This window comes from Streptomyces sp. NPDC058671, assembly GCF_042716475.1.
GTDB lineage: Bacteria > Actinomycetota > Actinomycetes > Streptomycetales > Streptomycetaceae > Streptomyces.
The window spans coordinates 1-25,883 of sequence record NZ_JBHXSA010000041.1; the positions used below are offsets into that span (position 1 = coordinate 1).

The window sequence follows — 25,883 nt, forward strand, 5'->3', positions numbered from 1 at the left end:
CCTTCCGAGGGGCCGGGCCGGAGCTTTTTCCGTGGTCAGAACTTGATGGACGCCACCGTCTGCGTTATCGAGTCCAGGAAGCGCTGGATGTCGTCGGCCATGCCGGTGGAGGCGAGGAAGAAGCCGAAGAGCACCGCGACCACGGCTGGGCCGCCCTTGAGGTTCCCCCCTCGGATCAACACCACCAGGATGATTGCCAACAGCAACACCACAGACAGTGAAATGGCCACAACTGATCACACCCTCGGTCGGTCCCGCCTTGCCCACCAGGGAGCCCGTGTCCCGGAACACCCCCCGCTGTCTCCATGGTGCCACCAACCTCCCTGCCCTGGCTGCCCGGTGACGAATCGTCTCGTCGCCACGGGACCGGGAGGACTCAGGCCGGGCGGGAGATCAGGAGAAGGGCGCGGTCGTCGTTGACGTCCTTGGCGACGGCCTCGATCAGGTGCCAGGCGACGCCCTCGAAGCCGTCGGCGACGCAGCGGTCCGCCTCGCCCGTGAGCCGGTCGATGCCCTCGGCGATGTCCCGGTCCGCGGCCTCGACCAGGCCGTCGGTGAACAGCATCAGCACGTCACCGGGGCGCAGCGAGCCCTTGACCGGGTGGAAGTCGGCGCCGTCGTAGACGCCGAGGAGGGGCCCTTCGGCGGCCTTCTCCTCCCAGCGGCCGCTGCCCGCGTGGAGCTGGAGGGCGGGCAGGTGGCCGGCGGAGAACAGCTCGTAGTCCCCGGAGTCCAGGTCGAGGACGAGGTGGATGGAGGTGGCGAAGCCCTCGTCCCAGTTCTGCCGCAGCAGATATCCGTTGGCCGCGGGGAGGAAGCCGTGCGGCGGGAGCGAGCCGAGGAGTCCGCCGAAGGCGCCGGAGAGCAGCAGCGAGCGGGAGGCGGCGTCCATGCCCTTGCCTGAGACGTCGGTGAGGACGACCTCCAGGGTGCGGCCGCCGTGGGTGCGGGCCGCGACGACGAAGTCGCCCGAGAAGGACTGGCCGCCGGCCGGGCGCAGCGCCATCTCACGGTGCCAGCCCTGCGGGAGGCGGGGCAGGGCGCTCTGGACGCGGATGCGTTCGCGCAGGTCGAAGAGCATGGTGCCGCCGCGCCGCCAGGGGACGCCGACGCGGGCCCGGAACTGGGCGATGAGCAGTCCGAAGAGGCCGCAGGCGGCGACGACGAGGACGGTGCCGGGGGTGACCCGGGCGGCGCCCTGGGTGTAGGGGCCGAGGACGACGGACTCGACGATGAGGGCGCCGGCCGCCGCCGCGTACAGGCCGAGGAGGCTGGCGGGGCGCAGCAGCAGCCCGCCGGCGACGATGGGCAGGACGAGCGCGGCGGGGGCGCACCAGACGGGGTCGAGGATGGTTCCGCAGGCGATGGCCGGGATCATCAGGAGGAGTCCGACGAAGGCGAGCCAGTCGGAGCCGTCCCCGCGGAAGTAGTCGACGCCGGACCTGCGCAGCGCGGTGCGGGCCCGGCGGGCGCGTCTGCGCATCCGGGCCGCGGTCGTGTGCATTCCGGCGCGGTGTCCCATTGGCCTGGACCCTATCCATCCCGTCCGACATCGCGCAGGGGTACCCCGGTGACAATGTGCGTGAAATCGGGTCGCCCCGGGCGGGTGCCGCTGATATCGATGTCATATGACGACTGAACTGCGGGTTCTCGACCCGAGCGAATGGGACCGCTGGTACGGGGTGTTGGAGCTGGCGTTCGGGGGTGTGCCGGAGTCTCCGGAGGAGCGGCGGCTGTGGCGCGACCTGACCGAGTGCGACCGTTCCCTGGGGGCCTGGGACGGCGACCTGTGCGTGGGGACGGCGGGGGCGTTCACGTTCCGGGTCACGGTGCCCGGCGGCGCGTCGGTCCCTGCGGCCGGTGTGACGATGGTGAGCGTGGCCGGCACGCACCGGCGGCGCGGGATCCTGACCTCGATGATGCGGCGGCAGCTGGACGACCTGCGGGCGGCGGGCGAGGCGCTCGCGGTGCTCACGGCCTCGGAGCCGGGGATCTACGGACGGTTCGGGTACGGCGCCGCCGCGTACGGGGTGCGGGCGACGATCGACACGGCGCGGGTGCGGCTCTCGGTGCCGGAGGGCACGGACGAGGTGGTGCTGCGGCAGGCGGACCTGACGGAGTCCTCGCCGGTGTGCGAGGGCGTGTACGCGCGTCTCGTACCGACCCGGCCGGGGATGACGGCCCGGCGGCCGGGGTGGGAGCGGCTGCCGCTGATCGATCCTCCGGGCGAGCGGGAGGGCGCGTCGCCCCGGCTGTGCGTGCTGGCGGAGCGGGGCGGGGAGGTCGTGGGGTACGCGCATTACGCGGTCAGGTCGGACTGGTCGTCCACGGCGGCCGAGGGGGCGGTGGACGTCCATCAGCTGATGGGGCTCGACCCGGCGGCGGAGGCGGCGCTGTGGCGGTTCCTCTGCTCGGTGGACCTGACCTCGGAGGTGCGGATCCGCAGCCGGCCGGTCGACGACGGGTGGCAGCACCTGGTGAGCGACGCGCGGCGCTGCTTCCCGACCGTGCGGGACCTGTTGCATGTGCGTCTGGTGGAGGTGGGGGCGGCGCTCGAGGCGCGGACGTATCAGGCGCCGGTGGATGTGGTGTTGGAGGTCGAGGACGCGTTCTGCCCCTGGAACGAGGGGCGGTGGCGGTTGACCGGGGACGGGAAGGGCGCGAGCTGTACCCGTACGGGGGACGCGCCGGACCTGGCGCTGTCCGTACGGGAGTTGGGGGCGGCCTACCTGGGCGGGAACTCGCTGGTGTCGCTGGCGGGGGCCGGGCGGGTACGGGAGCTCCGGGAAGGGGCGCTCGTCGAGGCCTCGGTCGCCTTCGGGTCGCCTGTGGCGCCTTGGCTGCCGCACGGCTTCTAGGCGGGCCGGGCGCCGGGCCTCAGGCGGTCTGGCAGGCCGGGCACCAGAACAGGTTGCGGGACGAGAGGATCGCCGTGCGGATCTCGGTGCCGCAGAGGTGGCAGGGCATCGTCGCGCGGCGGTAGACGTACACCTCGCCGCCGTGGTCGTCGACGCGCGGGGACCGGCCCATGGCCTCGGGGGTGTGCTCGGGGCGGACCGTGTCGATGCGGTTGGCCTGTACGCCCTCTCGCATCAGCGCCGCCAGGTCGGTCCAGATCGCGTCCCACTCCCCCGCCGTGAGGTCCTTGCCGGCGCGGTACGGGTCGATGCCATGCCGGAAGAGGACCTCGGCGCGGTAGACGTTGCCGACACCGGCGATGACCTTCTGGTCCATGAGCAGGGCGGCGACGGTCGTCCGGGACTTCGAGATCCTGGCCCAGGCCCTGGCGGGGTCGTCGCCGTCGCGGAGCGGGTCCGGGCCGAGGCGCTCGTGTATCGCCCGCTTCTCGGCGTCCGTGATCAGGGCGCAGGTGGTGGGGCCGCGGAGGTCGACGTAGCCGTCCTGGTGGGCGATGCGCAGGCGGACGGTGTCGGTGGGCGGCGGGGCGGGCGCGTCGACGGTGTCCCCGAAGGTCACCTTGCCGAAGAGGCCCAGGTGGATGTGGACCCACTCGCGGTCCTCGAAGGCGAGGAAGAGGTGCTTGCCGTGGGCCTCGGCGGTCTCGAGGACGGTGCCGTCGAGCAGCGCCGCCGAGTCCGCGAACTTGCCCTGCGGGCTGGTCACCCGCACGGACCGGCCGCCGAACCGTTCCCGGTGGTCGGCGGCCAGCCGGTGGATCGTGTGCCCCTCGGGCATCAGGCGGTCGGCTCCTGCGGGTGGTGGGCCGGGATCGGGGGGAGCTCGCCGGTGGTCTCGTACGCGGTGAGCATGTCGATCCGGCGGGTGTGACGCTCGTCACCGGAGTACGGGGTGTTGAGGAAGATCTCGACGAACTTGGTCGCCTCTTCCCGGGTGTGCATCCGGCCGCCGACGGAGATCACGTTGGCGTTGTTGTGCTCGCGGCCGAGGGCGGCGGTCTGCTCGCTCCAGGCGAGGGCGGCGCGCACCCCCTTCACCTTGTTCGCGGCGATCTGCTCACCGTTGCCGGAGCCGCCGATGACGATGCCCAGGCTGTCCGCGTCCGCGGCCGTCTTCTCGGCGGCACGCAGGCAGAACGGCGGGTAGTCGTCCAGGGCGTCGTAGATGTGGGGACCGCAGTCGACGGGCTCGTGGCCGTGTGCGGTGAGCCACTCGACGAGGTGGTTCTTGAGTTCGTATCCGGCGTGGTCGGAACCGATGTAGACGCGCATGGTGCCGAGTGTGGCATGTCGGAGGCCGGGTAGCGGTCAGCGGGGTCGGGGCCTTCGCCGGTCCTGGTACGGACCTTCGACTCGCGCGGATCGTCCGTACAACGATCCGGAATGAGGTCTTCCGATCACCCCCGTTCACAGGGTTGAATGCTCGGGCTCGCGACCCGAGCGACCCCCACACACAAGGAAGCGTCCATGAACACGCAACCGACCCTGACGAAGGACGGCGAGGAGACCGGCACCCCCGGGACGCCGCACTCCTCGGACGGTCTCAAGGCCGGTCTCAAGAACCGCCACCTGTCGATGATCGCCATCGGCGGTGTCATCGGCGCCGGCCTGTTCGTCGGCTCCGGCTCCGGCATCGCCGCCGCCGGTCCCGCGATCCTGCTCTCGTACGCCCTCGTCGGCACCATGGTCGTCTTCGTGATGCGGATGCTCGGGGAGATGGCCGCCGCCCGGCCCTCCTCCGGCTCCTTCTCCGCCTACGCCGACCAGGCCCTCGGCCGCTGGGCCGGTTTCAGCATCGGCTGGCTCTACTGGTTCTTCTGGGTCGTCGTCCTCGCCGTCGAGGCGACCGCCGGCGCCGTCATCCTGGAGAGCTGGATCCCGGCCGTCCCGCAGTGGGCCTGGGCGCTCATCGTGATGGTGGTGCTCACCGCCACCAACCTGGCCTCGGTCTCCTCGTACGGCGAGTTCGAGTTCTGGTTCGCCGGCATCAAGGTCGTGGCCATCGCCGCCTTCGTCGTCATCGGTCTGCTCGCGGTCTTCGGCGTCCTGCCGGGCTCCGACAACCCGGGCGCGGGGTTCGCCCACCTCACCGACGCGGGGGGCTTCTTCCCGATGGGGGCGGGAGCCATCCTGACCGGTGTGCTGATGGTCGTCTTCTCCTTCATGGGCAGTGAGATCGTCACCCTGGCCGCCGGCGAGTCCGAGGACCCGCAGAAGGCGGTCACCAAGGCCACCAACAGCGTGATCTGGCGGATCGGCGTCTTCTACCTGGGCTCGATCTTCGTCGTCCTCACGCTGCTGCCGTGGAACGACAAGTCGATCGTCGACAAGGGCTCGTACGTCGCCGCCCTCGACTCCATCGGCATCCCGCACGCCGGCCAGGTCATGAACGTGATCGTCCTGACGGCCGTGCTGTCCTGCCTGAACTCGGGCCTCTACACGGCCTCCCGCATGGCCTTCTCGCTCGGCCGGCGCGGTGACGCGCCGAAGTCCTTCGCGAAGGTCAACAAGCGGGGCGTGCCGACGGCGGCGATCCTCGGCTCGGTCGTCTTCGGCTTCGTCGCGGTCTTCTTCAACTACAAGTGGCCCGACACCGTCTTCGCCTTCCTGCTCAACTCCTCCGGCGCGGTCGCGCTCTTCGTCTGGCTGGTCATCTGTGTGACGCAGCTGAAGATGCGCGGCATCATCCTGCGCGAGACGCCGGAGAAGCTGGTTGTGAAGATGTGGCTCTTCCCGTACCTGACCTGGGCGACGATCGCCATGATCGTCTTCGTCCTCGGCTACATGCTCTACGACGGCGGCAGCGCCCGCGAGCAGGTCGTGCTCTCGCTCCTGGTGGCCGCGCTCGTGATCGTGGTCGCGCTGGTCAAGGAGCGGTTCGGGAAGGCCTCCGAGCGCGTCTAGCGCCGAAGGCCCCATACGGGAGGGCCCGCCGTTCCTCGGGGAACGGCGGGCCCTCCTCGTACGCGCGCGGTGCTCAGCCCCTGTCGCCGAGCAGCTTCCAGGCGGCCGGCAGGGCGCCCATCGCGAGGGCGGCCTTGAGGGCGTCGCCGATGAGGAACGGGGTGAGTCCGGCGGCGACGGCCTGGCCGAGGGTCATGCCGGTGGCGAGCGCCAGGTAGGGGACGCCGACCGCGTAGATGACCGCGGAGCCGAGGGCCATCGCGCCGGCCGCGCGGAGCACCGAGCGGTCGGCACCGCGGCGGGCGAGGGCGCCGACGACGGTGGCGGCGAGGAGCATGCCGAGGATGTAGCCGAAGGACGGCATGCCGTAGCCGGAGGTGGCCTGCGCGAACCACGGCACGCCCGCCATGCCGGCCACGGCGTACAGCGCGAGGGCGAGGAAGCCGCGGCGGGCGCCGAGGGCGGTGCCGACGAGCAGTGCGGCGAAGGTCTGGCCGGAGACCGGGACCGGGGAGCCGGGGACCGGGACCGAGAGCTGCGCGGCGAGACCGGTGAGGGCGGCGCCGCCGACGACGAGGGCGATGTCCCGGGTGCGGCTCGACGGAAGCAGGTCGGCGAGGACGGTGCCCGCACGGAGGGTACGGGTGGGGGCGGCGGCGGTGCTCATCGGTACTCCGCGAGGGTGAGGGTGGGTGGGTCAGGTTGACGGTATGCCAGGAGTGAACGCTCGATCACCGTCAGCCGCCGACAAAGCGGTGGCCGGGCGCTTCGTGGAGACCGAACAAAGGCTGCGGATCACCCTGCGCGCCACGTGATGCTTGTCACTGGGCACTCCCGCACGGAGGTCCCTTTTGCGCCAGGGGGCTTTCACTGGAGAGACTGTGGGGTCTCCATAAACCGCCAGAGAGCACGAGCCCCCCTATGCACGACTTCACCCCCGAACCGGAGCCCCTCTCCCACGGTCTGAAGCAGCGTCACCTGACGATGCTGGGGCTGGGCGGAGTGATCGGCGCCGGGCTCTTCGTCGGCTCGGGTGCCGGCATCGCCGTCGCCGGGCCCGGGATCGTGGTCTCGTATCTGATCGCCGGCGTGCTCGCGATGCTGGTCATGCGGATGCTGGGCGAGATGTCGGCGGCGATGCCCGCTTCGGGTGCCTTCTCGGTCCACGCCGAGCGGGCCCTCGGCAGGTGGGCGGGCTTCTCGGTGGGCTGGCTGTACTGGTTCCTGCTCGTGGTGGTCCTCGCCGTGGAGGCGACGGGCGCGGCGCGCATCGCGCACGGTTGGACGCCGGGGGTGCCGCAGTGGGGGTGGGTGCTGGTCTTCATGGTCGTGTTCACCCTCGCCAACCTCGCGTCGGTGAAGAACTTCGGCGAGTTCGAGTTCTGGTTCGCGGCGCTCAAGGTCGGCGCGATCGTCCTCTTCCTGGTGCTCGGCGTCCTCGCGATCGTGGGCTGGCTGCCCGACACGGACCCGGTGGGCCTGGCGAACCTGACCGGGCAGGGCGGTTTCCTGCCGAACGGCTGGGCCGGGGTCGTCTCCGGTGTCCTCGCCGTGGTCTTCGCCTTCGGCGGCCTGGAGGTCGTCACGATCGCGGCGGCCGAGTCGGACGACCCGGCGCGGAACGTGGCGCGGGCGGTGCGCAGCGCGGTGTGGCGGATCCTCCTCTTCTACGTGGGGTCGATGCTGGTCATCGTGACGCTGCTGCCGTGGACGTCGATGGAGCCGGGCGAGTCTCCGTACGTGGCGGTCCTGGACGCGATCGGGGTGCCGGGGGCGGGCCAGATCATGAACGTGGTGGTGTTCGTGGCGCTGCTGTCGGCGCTCAACGCGAACCTGTACGGCTCCTCCCGGATGGTGTTCTCGCTCGCGGAGCGCGGGGAGGCGCCGAAGGGGCTGCTGCGGGTGTCGAGACGGGGGTCCCCCCGCGGGAGCGAAGCCGAGAGCGGGGGAGGGGTGCCGCGCCGGGCGGTGCTCGCCTCGGTGGCCTTCGGGTTCGTCTCCGTACTCCTCAATCTGAAGTGGCCGGATTCCGTCTTCCTCTACATGCTCAACGCGGTCGGGGCGGTGCTGCTCTTCGTGTGGGCGCTGATCGCGGTCTCGCAGCTGCGGCTGCGGCGCCGGATCGAGCGGGAGGCGCCGGAGACGCTGACGCTGCGGATGTGGGGCTTCCCGTGGCTGACCTGGGTGGCGCTCGCCGCGATGGGGGCGGTGCTGGTCCTGATGCTGTGCGACGACGCGGCGCGCCCGCAGGTGCTGTGGTCGGCGGCGGCGACGGGCGCGGTGCTCCTGGTGGCGGGGGTACGAGAAGTGCGCACGAAGCGCAGGTAGTTCTTCACCTTGTGTGAAGGTGGTGCCCGTATAGCGGACAACTGTTCCCCGTGAGCGGTGTGTCCGCCCAGACTGTGGCGCGTTCCCCGTCTCAGCCAATGAACAGGGCGGCCCATGTCCCGGACCACCGCGCCCGAGCCCGTCGACCGCGAGGACGACACGGCGACCTCCCCGAACGGCCTCTCGCACGGCCTCAAGCAGCGCCATCTGTCGATGATCGCCCTCGGCGGTGTCATCGGCGCCGGACTCTTCGTCGGTTCCGGTGCCGGTATCGCCGTCGCGGGACCGTCGATCGTGATCGCCTACGCCCTCTCCGGCATCCTCGTGATGCTGGTGATGCGGATGCTCGGCGAGATGTCCGCGGCGAACCCGGCCTCCGGGTCCTTCTCCGTCCACGCCGAGCGGGCGTTCGGCCCCTGGGCGGGCTTCACCGCCGGGTGGGCCTTCTGGTTCCTGCTCTGCGTCGCCGTCGGCCTCGAGGGCATCGGCGCCGCGAAGATCATGACGGGCTGGTTCCCGGGCAGCCCCGAGTGGGCCTGGGTCGCGCTCTTCATGCTGGTCTTCTGCGCCACCAACCTGGCGGCCGTGAAGAACTTCGGCGAGTTCGAGTTCTGGTTCGCCGCGCTGAAGGTCGGCGCGATCGTCCTCTTCCTCGGGATCGGCGTGCTCGCCATCGCGGGTGTCCTGCCCGGTTCGGACGCCCCCGGCACCGCGAACCTCACCGGCGACGGCGGCTTCTTCCCGAACGGCTCCGAGGGCCTGATCGTGGGTCTGCTCGCCTCCGTCTTCGCGTACGGCGGTCTGGAGACGGTGACCATCGCCGCCGCCGAGTCCGAGCACCCGGTGCAGGGCGTCGCCAAGGCCGTGCGCACGGCGATGTGGCGGATCGCGCTCTTCTACATCGGCTCCATGGCGGTCATCGTCACCCTCGTGCCGTGGGACGACAAGGCGGTCGTCGAGAAGGGCCCGTACGTCGCCACCCTCGACCACCTGGGCATCCCGGCGGCCGGCCAGATCATGAACGTGGTCGTGCTCGTCGCCCTGCTCTCGGCGATGAACGCCAACATCTACGGCGCCTCCCGCATGGCCGGTTCGCTCGTCGCGCGCGGGCAGGGCCCCAAGGCGCTCGGCCGCACCTCCGGCGGGGTCCCCCGTCCGGCGGTGCTCGTCTCCTCCGTCTTCGGCTTCGGCTGCGTGCTGCTCAGCTACTGGCGTCCGGACGACATCTTCGTCTGGCTGCTCAACACGATCGGCGCGATCATCCTGGTCGTCTGGTTCTTCATCGCCGCCTCCCAGCTGGTGCTGCGCCGCCGCACCGAGCGCGAGGCGCCCGAGAAGCTCGTCGTGCGGATGTGGGCCTTCCCGGTGCTGACCTGGGTGGCGCTCGCCGGCATGGCGGCGATCTTCGTCCTGATGGCCCGCGAGGAGGGCACGCGGACGCAGTTGTACGGGACGGGCGCCCTGACGCTGCTGCTCGCCGTGGTCGGGTTCGTACGCCAGCGGGCGGCGGCCCGTACGTCCTGACACCCCTTCCGCCTCCCCACGAGGCTTCCGAAACCCCCGCGACCGCCGCTCGGTCCGGGGGTTTCGCGCGCCCGGAGGCGAGGCCGGGCGGCGACGCGGGACCTAGGACGAAGGGCTGATCGCCGATGCACGCACCTGCTGTTAGCCTGCACTTGCATAGAGGTTGCAATAAGCAGGAGCCTTTGAAGGAGCCGGGCATGGCGATCTACACACTTCCGGAGCTGCCGTACGACTACGCGGCGTTGGAGCCGGTGATCAATCCCCAGATCATCGAGCTGCACCACGACAAGCACCACGCCGCGTACGTCAAGGGAGCCAACGACACCCTGGAGCAGCTGGAGGAGGCCCGCGACAAGGACCAGTGGGGAACGATCAACGGCCTGGAGAAGAACCTGGCCTTCCACCTCTCCGGCCACATCCTCCACTCCATCTACTGGAACAACATGGACAGCCCGAAGAACGGGGGCGGCGGCGAGCCGCTGGCCGCCGACGGCGTCGGCGACCTCGCGGACGCGATCACCGAGTCCTTCGGCTCCTTCGCCAAGTTCAGGGCCCAGCTGACCAAGGCCTCCGCGACCACCCAGGGCTCCGGCTGGGGTGTCCTCGCGTACGAGCCGGTCAGCGGGCGCCTCCTCGTCGAGCAGGTCTACGACCACCAGGGCAACGTCGGCCAGGGCTCGGTCCCGATCCTGGTCTTCGACGCCTGGGAGCACGCCTTCTACCTCCAGTACAAGAACCAGAAGGTCGACTTCATCGAGGCCATGTGGCAGGTCGTCAACTGGCAGGACGTGAACAGGCGCTACCACGCCGCCAAGGCCTCCGTCCCCCTGATCTCCTTCTGAGCCGACGCCCGCGACGGGCTCACCGACGTCCTGCTCGTGATCGTCTTCTCCACCTTCACCGGCGGGCGGAATGACGAGGAACCCCCGTGATGACGTGAATCACGGGGGTTCCTCGGCGTACCGGGACGGTCACTCGAAGCTGGGCGACGCCGTCCGGGTGCGCTTGATCTCGTAGAAGCCCGGCGTCGACGCCACGAGCAGCGTGCCGTCCCACAGCCGGGCCGCCGCCTCGCCGCGCGGGGTCGGGGTGACGACGGGACCGAAGAAGGCGACCTCGTCGCCCTCGGGTCCCGGGACCGCGATGACGGGGGTGCCGACGTCCTGGCCGACCTTGTCGATGCCCTCCTTGTGGGAGGCGCGCAGCTCCGTGTCGTACGTGTCCTTGTCGGCGTAGTCCGCCAGGTCCTCCGGCAGGCCGACGTCCGTCAGGGCCGCGACGATCGCCTCGCGGGTGGCACCCTCGCCGTCGTTGTGGAAGCGGGTGCCGAGCGCGGTGTAGAGCTTGCCGACGACCTCGTCGCCGTGCAGCTGCTGAGCGGCTATGACGACCCGGACCGGGCCCCACGCCTGGGTCTCCAGCATCTCCCGGTACTCCTCCGGGAGCTCGTCGAGCCGGTTCTCGTTGAGCACGGCCAGGCTCATCACCTTCCAGCTGACGTCGACCGGCCGCACCTTCTCGACCTCCAGCATCCAGCGGGAGGTCATCCACGCCCACGGGCACAGCGGGTCGAAGAAGAACTCGGCGGTGGTCCTGGTCTCGGACATGTCACTCCTCGGTACGGCCGTCGGAAGGCGGTGCGCCGAAAGGAGGCAACGCCACGGGCCGGTGACCGCATTCCCGTGCGTCCGGTGACAGTGGCACATGGGAGGATCGGTGCTGTTTCGAACGCGCCACGAAGGAGTGACCGTGCCCGGTGAGAACCTGTCCCGCGACGAGGCCCACGAGCGGGCGGCCCTGCTGTCCGTCGACGGGTACGAGGTCGCCCTCGACCTGCGGTCGGCGGTCGGCGACCGTGCCGAGGCGGTGCGGACGTTCCGTTCGGAGACGACGATCCGCTTCCGTCGCACCGGCGAGGGCACGAGCACGTTCGTCGACCTGATCGCCCCCGCCGTGGACGCGGTCACCCTCAACGGGCGCTCCCTCGACCCGGCGGTCGTCTTCGACGGCTCGCGGATCACGCTCGACGGCCTCGCCGACGAGAACACGCTGGTGGTGGACGCGCGGTGCGCCTACAGCCGGACCGGTGAAGGCCTGCACCGCTTCGTCGACCCCGAGGACGGCGAGGTCTACCTCTACACCCAGTACGAGCCGGCCGACGCCCGCCGGGTGTACGCCAACTTCGAGCAGCCCGACCTCAAGGCGCCGTACCGCTTCTCGGTGACCGCGCCCGAGGGCTGGACGGTCTGGTCGAACGGCGCGGGCGAGCAGGACGCCGAGGGCGTGTGGCGGTTCGCCGAGACGGCGCCGATCTCCACGTACATCACGTGTGTCGTCGCCGGCCCCTACCACTACGTCACGGACACCTACACGCGCGGCGATCTGGTGATCCCGCTCGGCGCGATGTGCCGCAAGGGGCTCGCGCGGCACTTCGACGCGGACGACATCTTCCTGATCACCAAGCAGGGCCTCGACTTCTTCCACGACAACTTCGACTACCCGTACCCCTTCGGGAAGTACGACCAGGCCTTCGTCCCCGAGTACAACCTCGGCGCGATGGAGAACCCGGGCATGGTGACCTTCCGCGAGGAGTACGTCTACCGGGGCAAGGTGACCCAGGCCGCCTACGAGAGCCGGGCCAACGTCATCCTGCACGAGATGGCGCACATGTGGTTCGGCGACCTCGTCACCATGGTGTGGTGGGACGACCTGTGGCTGAAGGAGTCCTTCGCCGACTTCATGGGCTCCTTCGCGAACGCCGAGGCGACCCGCTTCACCAACAGCTGGGTGACCTTCGCCAACAACCGCAAGGCCTGGGCGTACCGCGCCGACCAGCTGCCGTCCACGCACCCGATCACGGCCGACATCCGTGACCTGGAGGACGCCAAGCTCAACTTCGACGGCATCACCTACGCCAAGGGCGCGGCGGTGCTCAAGCAGCTCGTCGCCTACGCGGGCCGGGACGCGTTCATGGAGGGCGCCCGCCGCTACTTCAAGCGCCACGCCTACGGGAACACGCGGCTCGCCGACCTCCTCACGATCCTGGAGGAGACCTCGGGACGCGACATGCGGGCCTGGGCGAAGTCCTGGCTCCAGACCTCCGGGGTGAACACCCTGACGCCCGTCGTCACCTCCGACGCGGAGGGCCGGATCACCGAACTCGCCGTCGTCCAGGAGGGCGACGCGCTGCGTCCGCACCGGGCCGCCGTCGGCCTGTACCGCGTCTCCGGCGGGGAGCTCGTCCGGTACGCGCGGGCCGAGGCCGACATCACCGGCGCGCGGACCGTCGTCACCGGCCTGACGGGCGAGGAGAGGCCCGACCTCGTCCTCGTCAACGACGACGACCTCACCTACTGCAAGATCCGCTTCGACGAGGCCTCCCTCGCCACCCTGCGGGCACACCTCGGTGACATCACCGACCCCCTGGCCCGCGCCCTGTGCTGGTCGGCGCTGTGGAACCTGACCCGTGACGGGCTGATGCCCGCCCGGGACTTCGTCGCCGTGGCACTCGCCTTCGCGGGCCGCGAGACCGACATCGGCGTTCTGCAGATGGTGCACGCCTGGATGAAGTCGGCCGTCACCCTGTTCGCGACCCCCGAGTGGCGCGAGCGGGGCGGGCGACTGCTCGCCGAGGGCGGGCTGCGCGAGCTGCGCGTGGCCGTGCCGGGCAGCGAACACCAGCTGACCTGGGCCCGGTTCCTCGCGGCGACGGCCTCGACCGACGCCGACTTCCAGCTCCTGGAGGGGCTGCTCGACGGTACGGCGAAGATCGACGGGCTCGACGTCGACCAGGAGCTGCGCTGGGCCCTGCTCTCCCCGCTCGTGGCGCACGGCCGGGCGGACGAGGCGCGCATCGGGGCGGAGCTGGCCCGGGACGACACCGCGACGGGCAGGCGCCACCAGGTCCGGCTGCTCGCCTCGCGGCCCTCGGCCGCCGTCAAGGCGCAGGCGTGGGCGCAGGTCGTCGAGTCGGACACCCTGTCGAACGCGCTGGTGGAGGCGACGATCGCGGGCTTCGTCCAGCCCTCGCAGCGTGCGCTGATCGCCCCGTACGCGGAGAAGTACTTCGCGGCGATCGAGGGGCTGTGGGCCGAGCGGTCCATCCAGATCGGCATCCATGTGGTCCGGGGCCTGTTCCCGGGGCTCCAGGACGACGAGGCGACGCTGACCGCGACGGACGCCTGGCTGTCGGCCCACGCGTCGGCGGCGCCTGCGCTGCGCCGTCTGGTCCTGGAGGCGCGGGACGACCTGGCGCGGGCGCTGCGCGCGCAGGCGTGCGACCGCCTGGCGGAGTAGGGCGCCCCTCGGTGGGGGTCGCGTGCCCGGACGCGCGCGGCCCTCGTCGGTGTACGTGACGCGCGCGGCCCTGATCGGTGTGCGTGACGCACGCGGCCCCGGCGCGGCCCTCATCGGCACTCGAACGCGCGTACTTTAGGGCAGGCTTGTCCCTGATTGTCGACGAGCGTGTAACAGGGGTTAGGGGAGCCTTCGGAAGCGGAAGACCCCCGGCATGAACCACAACACCCCCATCACCCCCCACCCCCTCCCCCGCGCCTCCCGCACCGGCCGCCCCGAACGCCTCGCGGCGGCGGACCAGTTGAGGACCCTCGGCATGTCGGCCGGCGAGGTCGCCGCGCGCTGCCGGCCCGGCGGCTGGCAGCAGCTGCTGCCCGGTGTCTTCCTGCTCCAGCCCGGCCCGCCCACCAGCGAGGACCGGCTCCGCGCCGCCCTCCTCTACGCCCGCAGGACCGGGACCCTCCCCGCACAGGGGCCCGACGCGATGATCACCGGGCTCGCCGCGCTGACCCTGCACCGCTTCTCCTCCGCTCCCCCGCTCACCGCCCTGGACCGGATCGACGTCCTGGTGCCGCGCACCCGGCGGCTGCGCTCCACCGGCTGGGTGCGGGTGCTGCGCGCCGCCGAGTCCCCGGAGCCGGTGGAGCTGACCGGCATGCCCGTGGCCCCCGTCGCCCGCGCCGTCGCCGACGCGGTGTCGGGGCTCTCGGACGCGGAGACGGTACGCCGGCTGCTCACCGAGGCGGTCCGCGGTGGACACTGCGAACCGGGCGCGGTCGTCCGCGAGTTGAGCCGTGCCCGGCTGCTCACCCGCCCGCACGTGGTGGACGCGGTGGACGCGCTGCTCGCCGAGGGGCGGTCGCTCTCCGAGGAGCGCCTGTACCAGATGGTGCGGGAGTTCGCCCTGCCGGACCCGCTGTGGAACGTGGACCTGCGGCTGCCGGGCGGCCCCCACCTGGGCGGGGTGGACGCCTACTGGCCCGACCAGGCCGTCGCCGTGGAGCTCGACACCCGCGCCCCGCGGCAGGACGACGACGCGCTCCGGTCGGAGTACACCCGCAAGCGGGAGCATCTGGAGCGGCTCGGCATCACGGTCGTCCACCTCACCCCGCGCAAGCTGCGCGAGGCGATGGACCAGCAGGCCACCGTGGTGCGTACGGCCCTGATGGCCGCGCCCGACCGGCAGCCCGCCGCGTATGTCGTCGTCCTGCCCCGGTGAGTCCGCGGGTGCGGGGTCAGTTCCTCGGGACCGGGCCGGACAGGGCCTTCACGCCGGGAGCCTTGGCGTCGAGGCCCTTGGCGTCGGGGCCCTTCGGGGTCGTACCGCAGAACTCGGCCTCGATGACGGACTGGGTGTCACCCGTCCAGTCCGCGTTGAAGTTGGCGGCGAGGGAGTGCCGCCCGTCGCGGGTGGCGTACGCCTCCGAGGTCGAGCCGTGGATGCCGCCGCCATGGCCCCAGATCTCCGTGCCGCAGCTGAGCTTCTGCCACGAGATCCCCAGGCCGTAGCGGAAGAGGGGGTAGTCGGGGGAGATCGGGACGGTGGCGGTCAGCTCGCGCATCTCCGTCTTCGGGAGCAGCCGGCCCTGCACGAGGGCCCGGTAGAAGGTCTGGAGGTCGGACGAGTCGGAGATCATCTCGCCCGCCGCGAGGGCCAGGGAGGGGTTGAGCTCGGTGACGTCGTGGACGGGGGCGTTCGGGTCGCGGGAGAGCGTGGAGTAGGCCCGGCTGCTGGGCTGCGGCACGGTCACCCTGTTGCCGGGGACGCTGGTGGCGCGCAGCTTCAGCGGCTTGATGATCCGGTTCTCGACGGCCTTGCCGTACGGGCGTCCGGTGACCTTCTCGATGACCATCCCGGCCAGGACGAAGTTGGTGTTGGAGTAGCTCCAGCCGGTGCCGGGGGCGAACTCCGGCTGATGGGTCATGGCGACGCCGACGAGCTGCCGGCCGCTCCAGGTGTCGTAGCGGTGCTCCAGGAAACCGGGGCCGAACACCCGCTCCTGGAAGGCCGCGTCCTCGGTGTAGCTGTAGATCCCGCTGGTGTGGTTGAGCAGCTGACGGACGGTGATGTTCCGACCGTCGTGACCGTTGCCCCGGACGACGCCGGGCAGCCACTTCTCGACCGGGTCGTCGAGGTCGACGCGGCCCTCGGCCTGGAGCTGGAGAAGGACGGTGGCGACGAAGGTCTTGGTGATCGAGCCGACCCGGTAGCGGTCGTCACCCTTGCGGTCGCCCGCCGTGCCGGTCCACAGGCCGTGGCCGTCGCGGGCCCCGGCGACGGCACCGGGCACACCGGAGTCGACCGCGGCCTGGAGTGCCTGACGGGTGGCTGTGTGGTCCCGCTTCTCCGGTGCGGGCGCCGCGAGGGCGGGGGTGGCGAGCGCCGTGGCGGTGAGCCCCGCGACCAGGGCGGTGGCGAGGGCGGTGCGGGTCGTGCGTATGGCTGACATGCGGGCTCCCCTGAGGTTCTGCTGGTCATGTGCTGCGGTCGGTGGGGAGGACCACGCGGTCGGCGCGAGGGTTGAGCGGGGGGCGACGGTTGAGCGCCTTTCAGCCGTTTGACCAGGGGGTCGGCCGTACGGCGGATGGAGGCGATCCGGAGGAGGGCGGTGGGCTCGGCGAGGTGGCCGGTCTCTCCCGGTGGGCCCTGCGGCCTGGGAACGGACGTCAGAACCAGTAGACGGGATACGTCCGGCCCGTGGCGCGGGCCGACCCGAGACCGACGACGACCAGCAGGAGGGAGGCGAGGGTGAGAAGGCCGAGAAACGACCAGACCTGCGGGGCCTGGAGGGCGACGATCACGGCGGTGGCCGCGGCGGGCGAGTGCGGGGTACGGGCCAGCATCATGACGCCGAGAGCGAGGCCGCCCGCGACGGCGGCGCCCCAGAGCCCCGGGCCAGCCACGGCCAGGACGGCGAAGCCGGTCAGGGCGGAGAGCAGCTGGCCCCCGACGACCGAACGCGGCTGGGACAGCGGGAGATCGGGGGCGCCCGCCACGAGCGCCATGCTCGCCGCGAGCGGTGGGATGAGCAGGGGCTGATCCAGCACGGTGCCGACGGCGACGAGGAGCAGGAGCGCGGCGACACTGCCGACGGTGGAGGCGAGCAGGATCGCGGGGCGGGGACGCGGGGGCGGCCCGGGACGGGGGGAGGCGGGGGTGGACGCGTGGAGGCCGGGGGCGGCTTCCGCGGGGGTGGTCGCGGTGGGGGTGGGGGTGGCTTCCGCGGGGGCGGGGGCGGGGGCGGCTGGGGCCGGGGTGGTGGTCACGGGCGGTCCTCGGGGTCGGTGGGCAGGGGCGTACGGAGGGCCGGGGAGGGGTCAGGCTGCGGCCCGGGCGCGCGCGGGGTCAGGTCGTGGAGGGGTTGGACGGGGAGTACCGCGGGGGGGGCCAGCGCAGGGGCTGCCCGCCGGGGTCTCCCACCGTGCGCTCGACGCGGAAGCGGGTGACGCGCCCCTCGGGGCCGTACTCGGTGTGCCCCATCCCGGGCCCCGCGCGGCGGCACACTCTCGGGAACTAACCTTTCACAAGAACTTTAGAGGTTAGCAACGAGAGACGTCAACCGCTCACGTACCCTTGAGGGGTTAGCCCATCGAGGAGGTTCCGCATGAACGCCGTCGACCCCCGGCCGCTCACCGGCGAACCCGTCTCCCTCGACCTCCTCAACACCCGCTGGAACGAGGACGGCGTCCCCCAGGACCTGCTCACGGGAGTGGAGGGGCTCGCCGTCTGGCTCGCGTCCAACGCCCTCGACCGGCGGTTCTCCGCCGACGCCGCCACCCTGCGCCACACCCTCGCCGCCCGGGACGCCCTCGCCGCGCTCGTCGACCGCCCCGGCGACCCCGCCGCGAGCGCCCGCGTCGACACCGTCCTCGACCACGGCCGCATCCGGGCCACGCTCACCGCCGAGGGCCCCGGCGAGCGGGTCGAGTTCGCGGACCCGGCCCAGGGCCCCGGCTGGACCGCCGCCCGCGACTACCTGGACCTCCTGCGCACGGCGCCCGACCGCATCCGGGCCTGCGCCCACGAGGCGTGCATCCTGCACTTCTTCGACACCTCGCGGAACGGCACCCGCCGCTGGTGCTCGATGGCGGCCTGCGGCAACCGGGCCAAGGCCTCGCGCCACTACGCCCGTACGAAGGAGAGCTGACCCGCGGCCCTCCCGACACCGTCCCGGCACCGTCCGGACGCGTCCCGACCCTTGGACAATGGATTGGACAAGGCGGCCGGGGACACACGCATCATGGACCGGCAGCACCCTGCACATACGTACGGAGGAGTCCCCGTGAAGGTCGGAATCGTCGGAGCCACCGGTCAGGTCGGCACAGTCATGCGGAGCATCCTGGCCGAGCGGAAGTTCCCGGTCGACGAGCTGCGGCTCTTCGCCTCCGCCCGCTCCGCCGGCACCGTCGTGGACGGGGTCACCGTCGAGGACGCCTCCACCGCCGACTACACCGGTCTCGACATCGTGCTCTTCTCCGCCGGTGGCGCCACCTCCAAGGCCCTCGCCGAGAAGGTCGCCTCCCAGGGCGCCGTCGTGATCGACAACTCCTCCGCCTGGCGCCGCGACCCCGAGGTCCCGCTGGTGGTGTCCGAGGTCAACCCGCACGCGATCAAGGACCGCCCCAAGGGCATCATCGCCAACCCGAACTGCACCACGATGGCCGCCATGCCGGTCCTCAAGCCGCTCCACCAGGAGGCCGGCCTCACCGCCCTGGTCGCCACCACCTACCAGGCCGTCTCCGGCTCGGGCGTGGCCGGTGTCGCCGAGCTGCGCACGCAGGCGTGTGCCGTGGCCGAGACCGCCGACCGGCTGGCGTTCGACGGCGAGGCCGTCGAGTTCCCCGAGCCGACCGTCTACAAGCGCCCGATCGCGTTCAACGTGGTGCCCCTCGCCGGTTCGATCGTGGACGACGGATCCTTCGAGACCGACGAGGAGCAGAAGCTCCGCAACGAGTCCCGCAAGATCCTGGAGATCCCCGGGCTCAAGGTCTCCGGCACCTGTGTCCGCGTCCCGGTCTTCTCCGGCCACTCCCTCCAGGTCAACGTCCGCTTCGAGCGCCCCCTCAGCGTCGAGCGCGCCTACGAACTGCTCAAGGACGCCGAGGGCGTCGTGCTCTCCGAGATCCCGACGCCGCTCCAGGCGGCCGGCAAGGACGCCTCGTACGTCGGCCGGATCCGGGTGGACGAGACCGTGGACAACGGCCTCGCGCTCTTCCTCTCCAACGACAACCTGCGCAAGGGCGCGGCGCTGAACGCCGTGCAGATCGCGGAGCTGGTCGCAGCCGAGCTCAAGGGCTGACACCGGCTGATCCGTACGACCCTCCGGAGGGGCGGCACCCATTACGGGCGCCGCCCCTCCGGCGTTCGGGCGGACCGGGGAAATGTGCCGTGCGCCACGGCGGCGGCCCGTGGAAGGATGGGCCAAACGTCACGAAACCGAGGAGTTGACCGGGTGCCTGGCACGAACCTGACCCGTGAAGAGGCTCAGCAGCGGGCGGCGCTGCTGACCGTGGACGCGTACGAGGTCGAACTCGACCTCTCCGGTGCGCAGGAGGGCGGCACCTACCGGTCCGTCACCACCGTCCGCTTCGATTCCGCCGAGGCCGGTGCCTCGACCTTCATCGACCTCGTCGCCCCCGCCGTCCACGAGGTCGTCCTGAACGGGCGCTCGCTGGACGTCGCCGCCGTCTTCCGCGACGCGCGGATCGCGCTGGCCCACCTCGTCCAGGGCCGCAACGAGCTCAAGGTCGTCGCCGACTGCGCGTACACCAACACCGGTGAGGGCCTGCACCGCTTCGTCGACCCGGTCGACGACCAGGCCTATCTGTACACGCAGTTCGAGGTCCCGGACGCGCGCCGCGTCTTCGCCTCGTTCGAGCAGCCGGACCTGAAGGCGACCTTCCAGTTCACCGTGAAGGCGCCGACGGGCTGGAAGGTCATCTCCAACAGCCCCGCCCCCGAGCCCCAGGGACCCGACTCGAATGTATGGCACTTCGAGCCGACGCCCCGCATCTCCACGTACATCACCGCGCTGATCGTCGGCCCGTACCACTCGGTGCACTCGACGTACGAGAAGGACGGCCAGACGGTGCCGCTGGGCATCTACTGCCGGCCGTCGCTCGCCGAGTTCCTCGACGCGGACCACATCTTCGACGTCACGCGCCAGGGCTTCGACTGGTTCCAGGAGAAGTTCGCGTACGACTACCCGTTCGCGAAGTACGACCAGCTCTTCGTGCCGGAGTTCAACGCGGGCGCGATGGAGAACGCGGGCGCGGTCACCATCCGCGACCAGTACGTGTTCCGCTCGAAGGTGACGGACGCGGCGTACGAGCGGCGTGCCGAGACGATCCTGCACGAGCTCGCCCACATGTGGTTCGGCGACCTGGTCACCATGGAGTGGTGGAACGACCTGTGGCTGAACGAGTCGTTCGCCACCTACACCTCGGTCGCCTGCCAGGCCTCCGTGGCCGGCACCCGCTGGCCGGGCGCCTGGACGACCTTCGCCAACGCGGAGAAGACCTGGGCCTACCGCCAGGACCAGCTGCCGTCGACGCACCCGATCATGGCCGAGATCAACGACCTGGAGGACGTGCTCGTCAACTTCGACGGGATCACGTACGCCAAGGGCGCGAGCGTCCTGAAGCAGCTCGTCGCCTACGTCGGCCAGGACGAGTTCTTCAAGGGCGTGCAGGCGTACTTCCAGGCACACGCCTTCGGCAACACCCGCCTCTCCGACCTGCTCGGCGCCCTGGAGGAGACCTCCGGACGCGACCTCAAGACCTGGTCGAAGGCGTGGCTGGAGACGGCCGGCATCAACATCCTGCGCCCGGAGATCGAGACCGACGAGAGCGGTGTCATCACCTCCTTCGCCGTCCGGCAGGAGGCCCCGGCGCTGCCCGCCGGCGCCAAGGGCGAGGCGGTCCTCCGCCCGCACCGCATCGCGATCGGCTTCTACGACCTGGACGAGGCCGGCAAGCTGGTCCGCACCGAGCGCCTCGAACTCGACATCGCGGCCGACGAGCTGACCGCCGTGCCGAAGCTGGAGGGCAGGGCCCGTCCCGCGGTCGTCCTCCTCAACGACGACGACCTGTCGTACGCCAAGGTCCGCCTCGACGAGGTGTCGCTGCGGAACGTCACCGCGCACCTCGGTGACTTCGCCGAGTCGCTGCCGCGCGCCCTGTGCTGGGCCTCGGCCTGGGACATGACCCGCGACGGCGAACTGGCCACCCGCGACTACCTGGAGCTCGTGCTCTCCGGCGTCGGCAAGGAGTCCGACATCGGCGTCGTCCAGTCGCTCCAGGGCCAGGTCAAGGCGGCCATCGACCTGTACGCGGCGCCGGAGTGGCGGGAGGCCGGGCTGGCCCGCTGGACCGAGGCCACGCTCGCCCACCTCCAGGCGGCCGAGCCGGGCAGCGACCACCAGCTGGCGTGGGCGCGCGCCTTCGCCGCGACCGCCCGCACCCCGCAGCAGCTGGACCTGCTGGCGGCGCTCCTGGAGGGCCGCGAGTCGATCGAGGGCCTGGCCGTCGACACCGAGCTGCGCTGGGCGTTCGTCCACCGGCTCGCGGCGACCGGTGTCTACGACGAGTCGGAGATCGCCGGCGAGCTGGAGCGCGACCGCACGGCGGCGGGCGAGCGGCACGCGGCGACCGCGCGCGCGGCCCGCCCGTCGGAGGCGGCGAAGGCGGAGGCCTGGGCCTCGGTCGTCGAGGACGACAAGCTGGCGAACGCCGTGCAGGAGGCCGTCATCGGCGGCTTCGTCCAGTCCGACCAGCGCGAGCTGCTCGCCCCGTACACGGCGAAGTACTTCGCCGCGATCAAGGGCGTCTCGGAGACCCGCAGCCACGAGATGATCCAGCAGATCGTGGTCGGCCTCTACCCGACGCTCCAGGTCTCGCAGGAGACCCTGGACGCGACGGACGCCTGGCTCGCGGAGCACGACCCGGCCCCGGCGCTGCGGCGTCTGGTGACGGAGTGCCGCGCGGGCGTCGAGCGCGCCCTCAGGGCCCGGGCGGCGGACTCGGCCGCGGCGGTCTGAACCCGCTGATCCGGTACGGATAAGGGGCGCCTCCCCCGTGGGGCGCCCCTTATCCGTGTCTGCGGCCCGCCGGGCGGGCGTCGGTCCGCTGCCGCTCCCCCGGGCGGGGGTGGAGGGGACGCGGGCGTTGGGATGCTGTCGGCGTGCGGTTCGGCGTTCTCGTCGAGGCTGTGCGAGCCTCCTCCCGCCCCGGCACTCCGCCCCCCGAATGTTCCCGACACGTCCGTTCAGCTCTGCTGAACGGTCTCGCGGGCCGCGGCCGACTGCCTGAGTGCGGCGAGCACCCGGGCCACCGCCGGGCCCTCCTCCGCCCCGCGCCGTACCGCCGCGACGACATGGCGGCGCGGCTGGTCGGCGGAGAGGACGCGCATGACGACCCCGGCGCCGCCCCGGCGTTCCGCGGAGGCCATCCGGGGGACGAGCGCGATGCCCATCCCCGCCTCGACCATGGCGAGGATGGCGGTCCAGCCGGAGGCGCTGTGGGCCTGCTCGGGGACGAAGCCGGCTGCCTCGCAGGCGGCCGTGGTGATCTCGGACCAGGGCCCCGACCCCCCGAAGATCCACGGCTCGGCCGCGAGGTCCGCGAGCCGCAGCGCGGGGACGTCGGCACACGGATGGCCCGCGGGCAGGGCGACGTCGAGCGGATCGGCGAGCAGCGGCACCCGGCTGAACTTGGGGTCGCGCGCGGAGGGCGCGTGCGCGGCCAGCGAGAGCGCCAGGTCGACCTCGCCGGCCGAGAGCAGCTCGTACGCCTCCGCCGCCTCGGCCTCCCGGATCCGGACGTCGAGCCCGGGGTGCGCGGTCCGCAACTGCCGTACGGCGGGGACGAGGAGGGCGGGCACGGAGGTGGAGAACGCCGCCACCCGCACCTGCCCCGCCTCGCCCCGCAGGTAGCCGTCGAGTTCGGCGTCGGCCCGCTCCAGCTGGGCGAAGACCACTTCCGCGTGCCGCAGCACCAGATGGGCGGCGTCGGTGAGCCGGACCCTGCGGCCCTGGGCCTCCAGGAGCCGTACGCCGAGCTGTTTCGCGAGGTTGGTGAGCTGCTGGGACACGGCCGAGGGGGTCATGAGCAGCGCCTCAGCGGTCGCCGTGACGGTGCCGCGGTCGCGGAGGGTGCGGAGGATCTGGAGCTTCTTGATGTCCCACTCGGTCATGGGGCGCAACCTATCCGGCCTTCCGCGCCCCGGTGGTGGCGGAGGCCAGCGCCACCCCGCCGAGGATGAGCGCCATGCAGGCGGCCCCGAGGACGCCGAGGCGCTCGCCGAGCAGCGCGTACGACAGGACGGCGACGCAGACGGGCTGGAGGTAGTAGACGACGCCCGCGCGGGCCGCGCCGATGAGGGCGATCGCCTTGTTCCAGGCGAAGAAGGCGACGGCGGACGAGAAGACCCCGACGTACAGCAGGGGGCCGACGGTCGCCACGCCGACGGTGAACCCGCCCTGGACGGCGAGGGACACGGCGTACACGGGGGCGAGCATCAGCGCGCCGAGCAGGAAGGTGGTGAAGAGGAAGGCCAGTCCGTCGATCTCGGCGGGCTTGCGCTTGAGCAGGGCGCTGTACGAGGCGAAGGAGAGGGCGGCGGCGAACATCCACAGGTCGCCGGCGGAGAGGTCCACCGCGAGCGAGCCCTTTCCGACGAGCAGGAGGACGCCCAGGGCGGCGGTGAGCATCCCGAGGACGCGGCGGGCGCCGAGGCGTTCGCCGCCGAGCCGGGCGTAGACCGCCATGACCACCGGGGCGGCGGCCATGATCATGCCCATGTTGGAGGCGGAGGTGGTCAGGCCGGCCTGGTGCACGAGGGTGTTGTAGAGGGCGACGCCGAACAGCGAGGCGAGGGCGACGAAGCCGAGGTGACGGCGGATCGTCCGCCACTGCCGCAGGAACGGGCGGGCGGCGAACGGGGCGACGGCGAGCAGCGCGATGACCCAGCGCCAGAAGACGGCCTGGACGGGAGGGACGCTGTCGGCCATGTCGCGGGTGGCGACGAAACTGCCCGACCAGACGACGGTGGCGAGCAGGGCGAGGAGCACGCCGAGGCCGGCGCCCCGTGCGAGCTTCCTCGCGGGCGTCGGCGTCTCGGTGAAGGTGGGGCCGGGGGTGATGGCGGCGGGGCGGGGGCCGGTGGTGGGGGTGGTCGGGAGGCGGGCGGTGATCAGGTTCATGCCGCCTACCGTCGCACCCCCGAAACCTCCAGGTCCATCGAATCCTTTCGACCATTCTCTTCAGCTGAGCTGAACGGTTCGGTCGTGAGCGGAACCGGCTCCCTCCGGGCGCGGGGACCCAGCTGGCCCGCCAGGGTGGCGCCGAAGGCGATCACCATGCCGAGCACCTGCACCGGGCCGAGCGCCTGACCGAGCGCTGCCCACCCGATGATCGCGGCGGTGATCGGCGAGAGCGGACCCAGGAGGGTGACCGAGGAGGCGCTGAGCCGGCCGATACCGCGGAACCAGAGGAAGTAGGAGATCGCGGTGTTGCCGAGGGCGAGGTAGGCGTACCCGGCCAGATGGGTGCCGGTGAGCGCCGGCGGGGCGCCCTCGATCAGGAAGGCGACCGGGAGGATGACCAGGCCGCCCGCGGTGAGCTGCCAGCCGGTGAGCGCGAGGGCCCCGACGCCCTCGGGGCGGCCCCAGCGCTTGGTGAGGACGACGCCCACCGACATCGAGAGGGCGGAGAGCAGTCCGGCGGCCACGCCGACGAGATCGAACGCCCCCCCGGCCTTGAGGACCACGAGGCTGACGCCGAAGGCCGCCGCGACGGCGGTGAGCAGGGACTTCGCGGTCGGCCTCTCCCCCAGGAGGAGGGTGGCGAGGCCGACGACGAAGAGCGGGCCGACAGAGCCGACGACGGCGGCGACACCGCCGGGGAGACGGTAGGCGGCGAGGAAGAGCAACGGGAAGAAGGCGCCGATGTTGAGCGCCCCGAGGACGGCGGCCTTCCACCACCAGGCGCCCCGCGGGAGCGTGCGGGTGAGCCCCACGAGGAGGAGCCCGGCAGGCAGGGCGCGCATCAGGCCGGTGAACAGCGGCCGGTCGGGCGGCAGGAACTCCGTGGTGACGAAGTAGGTGGAGCCCCAGGAGATCGGGGCGAGGGCGGTGAGCGCGACGACGGCCGCCTTGCTGGACATGACTGGTCTCCCCCTCGGTGCGGGCGCCGAACTTGCTTGGCGCTAATTAACTTACCACTAAGCTACTTACTTGCAAGTGGCTTAGTTGCGATCGAAGAGGAAGGAGGGGAAGACTGAGGCCATGGACACGCAGAGCCCCGCGCACGACGCCGTCGACGCCATCACCGACCAGTGGGCGGCGGTCCGCCCCGACCTGGACACCGTCCCCATGGCGGTCTTCGGACGGATCTACCGGCTGGCCAACGCCATGCGCGGCAGGGTGGACAAGGCGTACGCGCCCTACGGCATGGCGCTCGGGGAGTTCGACGTGCTCGCGACGCTGCGGCGGTCCGGGGAGCCGTACACGCTCTCACCGCGCGAACTGACCGCCACCCTGATGATCACCACCGGCGGGATGACCGGGCGGCTCGACAAGCTGGAGAAGGCCGGGCTGCTCACCCGCAGCCCCGACCCGAACGACCGGCGCGGACTGCGGGTCACCCTCAGCGAGCGCGGCAGGGAACTGGTGGACCGGGCCGTCGGGGCCGGCCTCGCGGAGCAGCGGGCCGCGCTGGAGGGCGCGCTCACCGAGGAGGAGGCGGACCAGCTGGCCGGACTGCTGCGCAAGCTGCTCGCCACCACCGCCTGAGACCGGGCGAAGGGTCGCACGCACGCGAGGGCGCCGCACGGTACGTCGGTACCGTGCGGGGCCCCCCCCGGGGCGGGTTTGTTGGGGGGCGGGCGGGGATGGGGGGGGTGTATAAAAAAAA

Annotated in this window: 22 protein-coding genes; 11 read left to right on the plus strand and 11 right to left on the minus strand. The window is 71.7% G+C overall.

The window, feature by feature from the left end; translation table 11 throughout:
* Positions 1-35: 35 nt before the first annotated feature.
* Both ACFWV2_RS31675 and ACFWV2_RS31680 read right to left on the minus strand, forming a co-directional pair.
* A complete protein-coding gene (locus ACFWV2_RS31675; protein WP_015033610.1) occupies positions 36-230 on the minus strand; it encodes a hypothetical protein in 195 nt (64 codons plus the stop codon).
* Between the two features lie 146 nt (positions 231-376).
* Positions 377-1,522, minus strand: a complete 1,146-nt coding sequence (locus tag ACFWV2_RS31680) for a PP2C family protein-serine/threonine phosphatase (RefSeq protein WP_384410429.1) — start codon at positions 1,520-1,522, stop codon at positions 377-379.
* A 106-nt stretch (positions 1,523-1,628) separates the two neighbouring features.
* Here ACFWV2_RS31680 and ACFWV2_RS31685 point away from each other — a divergent pair, with 106 nt between their 5' ends.
* A complete protein-coding gene (locus ACFWV2_RS31685; RefSeq protein WP_384410431.1) occupies positions 1,629-2,858 on the plus strand; it encodes a GNAT family N-acetyltransferase in 1,230 nt (409 codons plus the stop codon).
* A gap of 19 nt (positions 2,859-2,877) precedes the next feature.
* Here ACFWV2_RS31685 and ACFWV2_RS31690 read toward each other — a convergent pair whose 3' ends face one another.
* Together ACFWV2_RS31690 and ACFWV2_RS31695 are read right to left on the minus strand one after the other, a co-directional pair.
* The gene (locus ACFWV2_RS31690; protein ID WP_384410434.1) at positions 2,878-3,696 is read right to left on the minus strand and encodes an Fpg/Nei family DNA glycosylase; all 819 of its coding nucleotides are present in this window, start codon (positions 3,694-3,696) and stop codon (positions 2,878-2,880) included.
* Positions 3,696-4,190 carry a ribose-5-phosphate isomerase gene (locus ACFWV2_RS31695; RefSeq protein ID WP_073807410.1) on the minus strand — a complete coding sequence of 165 codons (495 nt, stop codon included), beginning with the start codon at positions 4,188-4,190 and terminating at the stop codon, positions 3,696-3,698. The genes ACFWV2_RS31690 and ACFWV2_RS31695 overlap by 1 nt, the downstream gene beginning before the upstream one ends.
* Positions 4,191-4,385: 195 nt before the next feature.
* On the opposite strand from ACFWV2_RS31695, the gene ACFWV2_RS31700 reads away from it, so the two are divergent.
* On the plus strand, positions 4,386-5,822 hold the full coding sequence (locus ACFWV2_RS31700; protein ID WP_384410437.1) for an amino acid permease: 1,437 nt from the start codon (positions 4,386-4,388) through the stop codon (positions 5,820-5,822).
* Positions 5,823-5,895: 73 nt separating this feature from the next.
* On the opposite strand, the gene ACFWV2_RS31705 is transcribed toward ACFWV2_RS31700, so the two are convergent.
* Positions 5,896-6,489: a biotin transporter BioY gene (locus tag ACFWV2_RS31705; RefSeq protein WP_384410440.1), complete on the minus strand. Its 594-nt coding sequence runs from the start codon at positions 6,487-6,489 to the stop codon at positions 5,896-5,898.
* A gap of 254 nt (positions 6,490-6,743) precedes the next feature.
* Between ACFWV2_RS31705 and ACFWV2_RS31710 the strand changes: the two genes are divergently transcribed.
* The 3 genes from ACFWV2_RS31710 to ACFWV2_RS31720 all read left to right on the plus strand — a co-directional run bounded on the left by ACFWV2_RS31710 (position 6,744) and on the right by ACFWV2_RS31720 (position 10,516).
* A complete protein-coding gene (locus ACFWV2_RS31710) occupies positions 6,744-8,150 on the plus strand; it encodes an amino acid permease (RefSeq protein ID WP_384410443.1) in 1,407 nt (468 codons plus the stop codon).
* Between the two features lie 114 nt (positions 8,151-8,264).
* The gene (locus tag ACFWV2_RS31715; RefSeq protein ID WP_384410446.1) at positions 8,265-9,674 is read left to right on the plus strand and encodes an amino acid permease; all 1,410 of its coding nucleotides are present in this window, start codon (positions 8,265-8,267) and stop codon (positions 9,672-9,674) included.
* 197 nt (positions 9,675-9,871) lie between these two features.
* Complete coding sequence (locus ACFWV2_RS31720) at positions 9,872-10,516, plus strand: superoxide dismutase (RefSeq protein ID WP_384410449.1); 645 nt, start codon at positions 9,872-9,874, stop codon at positions 10,514-10,516.
* A 129-nt stretch (positions 10,517-10,645) separates the two neighbouring features.
* Here the strand turns inward: ACFWV2_RS31720 and ACFWV2_RS31725 are convergent, their stop codons facing one another.
* Entirely contained in the window at positions 10,646-11,281 is a 636-nt protein-coding gene (locus ACFWV2_RS31725) for a DsbA family protein (RefSeq protein ID WP_384410452.1), read from the minus strand.
* A 142-nt stretch (positions 11,282-11,423) separates the two neighbouring features.
* Here ACFWV2_RS31725 and pepN (ACFWV2_RS31730) point away from each other — a divergent pair, with 142 nt between their 5' ends.
* Both pepN (ACFWV2_RS31730) and ACFWV2_RS31735 read left to right on the plus strand, forming a co-directional pair.
* Positions 11,424-13,970 (plus strand): aminopeptidase N, encoded by a 2,547-nt coding sequence (gene pepN / locus ACFWV2_RS31730; protein ID WP_384410455.1) that lies wholly within the window; start codon positions 11,424-11,426, stop codon positions 13,968-13,970.
* A 214-nt stretch (positions 13,971-14,184) separates the two neighbouring features.
* Positions 14,185-15,189: a hypothetical protein gene (locus tag ACFWV2_RS31735; RefSeq protein WP_384410458.1), complete on the plus strand. Its 1,005-nt coding sequence runs from the start codon at positions 14,185-14,187 to the stop codon at positions 15,187-15,189.
* A 16-nt stretch (positions 15,190-15,205) separates the two neighbouring features.
* On the opposite strand, the gene ACFWV2_RS31740 is transcribed toward ACFWV2_RS31735, so the two are convergent.
* Together ACFWV2_RS31740 and ACFWV2_RS31745 are read right to left on the minus strand one after the other, a co-directional pair.
* Positions 15,206-16,420: a serine hydrolase domain-containing protein gene (locus ACFWV2_RS31740; RefSeq protein WP_384410461.1), complete on the minus strand. Its 1,215-nt coding sequence runs from the start codon at positions 16,418-16,420 to the stop codon at positions 15,206-15,208.
* A 217-nt stretch (positions 16,421-16,637) separates the two neighbouring features.
* Positions 16,638-17,237: an HPP family protein gene (locus tag ACFWV2_RS31745; RefSeq protein ID WP_384410464.1), complete on the minus strand. Its 600-nt coding sequence runs from the start codon at positions 17,235-17,237 to the stop codon at positions 16,638-16,640.
* A 338-nt stretch (positions 17,238-17,575) separates the two neighbouring features.
* On the opposite strand from ACFWV2_RS31745, the gene ACFWV2_RS31750 reads away from it, so the two are divergent.
* The 3 genes from ACFWV2_RS31750 to pepN (ACFWV2_RS31760) all read left to right on the plus strand — a co-directional run bounded on the left by ACFWV2_RS31750 (position 17,576) and on the right by pepN (ACFWV2_RS31760) (position 22,009).
* The gene (locus ACFWV2_RS31750; RefSeq protein ID WP_384410467.1) at positions 17,576-18,118 is read left to right on the plus strand and encodes a CGNR zinc finger domain-containing protein; all 543 of its coding nucleotides are present in this window, start codon (positions 17,576-17,578) and stop codon (positions 18,116-18,118) included.
* A gap of 135 nt (positions 18,119-18,253) precedes the next feature.
* Positions 18,254-19,270: an aspartate-semialdehyde dehydrogenase gene (locus ACFWV2_RS31755; protein ID WP_384410470.1), complete on the plus strand. Its 1,017-nt coding sequence runs from the start codon at positions 18,254-18,256 to the stop codon at positions 19,268-19,270.
* Positions 19,271-19,423: 153 nt separating this feature from the next.
* Positions 19,424-22,009 (plus strand): aminopeptidase N, encoded by a 2,586-nt coding sequence (gene pepN / locus ACFWV2_RS31760; RefSeq protein WP_384410473.1) that lies wholly within the window; start codon positions 19,424-19,426, stop codon positions 22,007-22,009.
* 227 nt (positions 22,010-22,236) lie between these two features.
* Here the strand turns inward: pepN (ACFWV2_RS31760) and ACFWV2_RS31765 are convergent, their stop codons facing one another.
* Genes ACFWV2_RS31765 through ACFWV2_RS31775 form a run of 3 tightly spaced genes read right to left on the minus strand, consistent with a single transcriptional unit; the run spans position 22,237 to position 25,134 of the window.
* Positions 22,237-23,163 (minus strand): LysR family transcriptional regulator, encoded by a 927-nt coding sequence (locus ACFWV2_RS31765; protein ID WP_384410476.1) that lies wholly within the window; start codon positions 23,161-23,163, stop codon positions 22,237-22,239.
* A gap of 10 nt (positions 23,164-23,173) precedes the next feature.
* Positions 23,174-24,172 (minus strand): DMT family transporter, encoded by a 999-nt coding sequence (locus tag ACFWV2_RS31770; protein ID WP_384410478.1) that lies wholly within the window; start codon positions 24,170-24,172, stop codon positions 23,174-23,176.
* A 5-nt stretch (positions 24,173-24,177) separates the two neighbouring features.
* Positions 24,178-25,134, minus strand: coding sequence for an EamA family transporter (locus ACFWV2_RS31775; RefSeq protein ID WP_384410481.1), 957 nt, complete (start codon positions 25,132-25,134; stop codon positions 24,178-24,180).
* 121 nt (positions 25,135-25,255) lie between these two features.
* On the opposite strand from ACFWV2_RS31775, the gene ACFWV2_RS31780 reads away from it, so the two are divergent.
* Positions 25,256-25,762 (plus strand): MarR family winged helix-turn-helix transcriptional regulator, encoded by a 507-nt coding sequence (locus ACFWV2_RS31780; protein ID WP_384410484.1) that lies wholly within the window; start codon positions 25,256-25,258, stop codon positions 25,760-25,762.
* The last annotated feature ends 121 nt before the right edge of the window (positions 25,763-25,883 follow it).

Coding starts and splice junctions, on each gene's coding strand:
- ACFWV2_RS31680 (WP_384410429.1), bottom strand. CDS start 1,522: ATGGGACACCGCGCCGGAATGCACACGACCGCGGCCCGGATGCGCAGA.
- ACFWV2_RS31685 (WP_384410431.1), top strand. CDS start 1,629: ATGACGACTGAACTGCGGGTTCTCGACCCGAGCGAATGGGACCGCTGG.
- ACFWV2_RS31690 (WP_384410434.1), bottom strand. CDS start 3,696: ATGCCCGAGGGGCACACGATCCACCGGCTGGCCGCCGACCACCGGGAA.
- ACFWV2_RS31695 (WP_073807410.1), bottom strand. CDS start 4,190: ATGCGCGTCTACATCGGTTCCGACCACGCCGGATACGAACTCAAGAAC.
- ACFWV2_RS31700 (WP_384410437.1), top strand. CDS start 4,386: ATGAACACGCAACCGACCCTGACGAAGGACGGCGAGGAGACCGGCACC.
- ACFWV2_RS31705 (WP_384410440.1), bottom strand. CDS start 6,489: ATGAGCACCGCCGCCGCCCCCACCCGTACCCTCCGTGCGGGCACCGTC.
- ACFWV2_RS31710 (WP_384410443.1), top strand. CDS start 6,744: ATGCACGACTTCACCCCCGAACCGGAGCCCCTCTCCCACGGTCTGAAG.
- ACFWV2_RS31715 (WP_384410446.1), top strand. CDS start 8,265: ATGTCCCGGACCACCGCGCCCGAGCCCGTCGACCGCGAGGACGACACG.
- ACFWV2_RS31720 (WP_384410449.1), top strand. CDS start 9,872: ATGGCGATCTACACACTTCCGGAGCTGCCGTACGACTACGCGGCGTTG.
- ACFWV2_RS31725 (WP_384410452.1), bottom strand. CDS start 11,281: ATGTCCGAGACCAGGACCACCGCCGAGTTCTTCTTCGACCCGCTGTGC.
- ACFWV2_RS31735 (WP_384410458.1), top strand. CDS start 14,185: ATGAACCACAACACCCCCATCACCCCCCACCCCCTCCCCCGCGCCTCC.
- ACFWV2_RS31740 (WP_384410461.1), bottom strand. CDS start 16,420: ATGTCAGCCATACGCACGACCCGCACCGCCCTCGCCACCGCCCTGGTC.
- ACFWV2_RS31750 (WP_384410467.1), top strand. CDS start 17,576: ATGAACGCCGTCGACCCCCGGCCGCTCACCGGCGAACCCGTCTCCCTC.
- ACFWV2_RS31765 (WP_384410476.1), bottom strand. CDS start 23,163: ATGACCGAGTGGGACATCAAGAAGCTCCAGATCCTCCGCACCCTCCGC.
- ACFWV2_RS31770 (WP_384410478.1), bottom strand. CDS start 24,172: ATGAACCTGATCACCGCCCGCCTCCCGACCACCCCCACCACCGGCCCC.
- ACFWV2_RS31775 (WP_384410481.1), bottom strand. CDS start 25,134: ATGTCCAGCAAGGCGGCCGTCGTCGCGCTCACCGCCCTCGCCCCGATC.
- ACFWV2_RS31780 (WP_384410484.1), top strand. CDS start 25,256: ATGGACACGCAGAGCCCCGCGCACGACGCCGTCGACGCCATCACCGAC.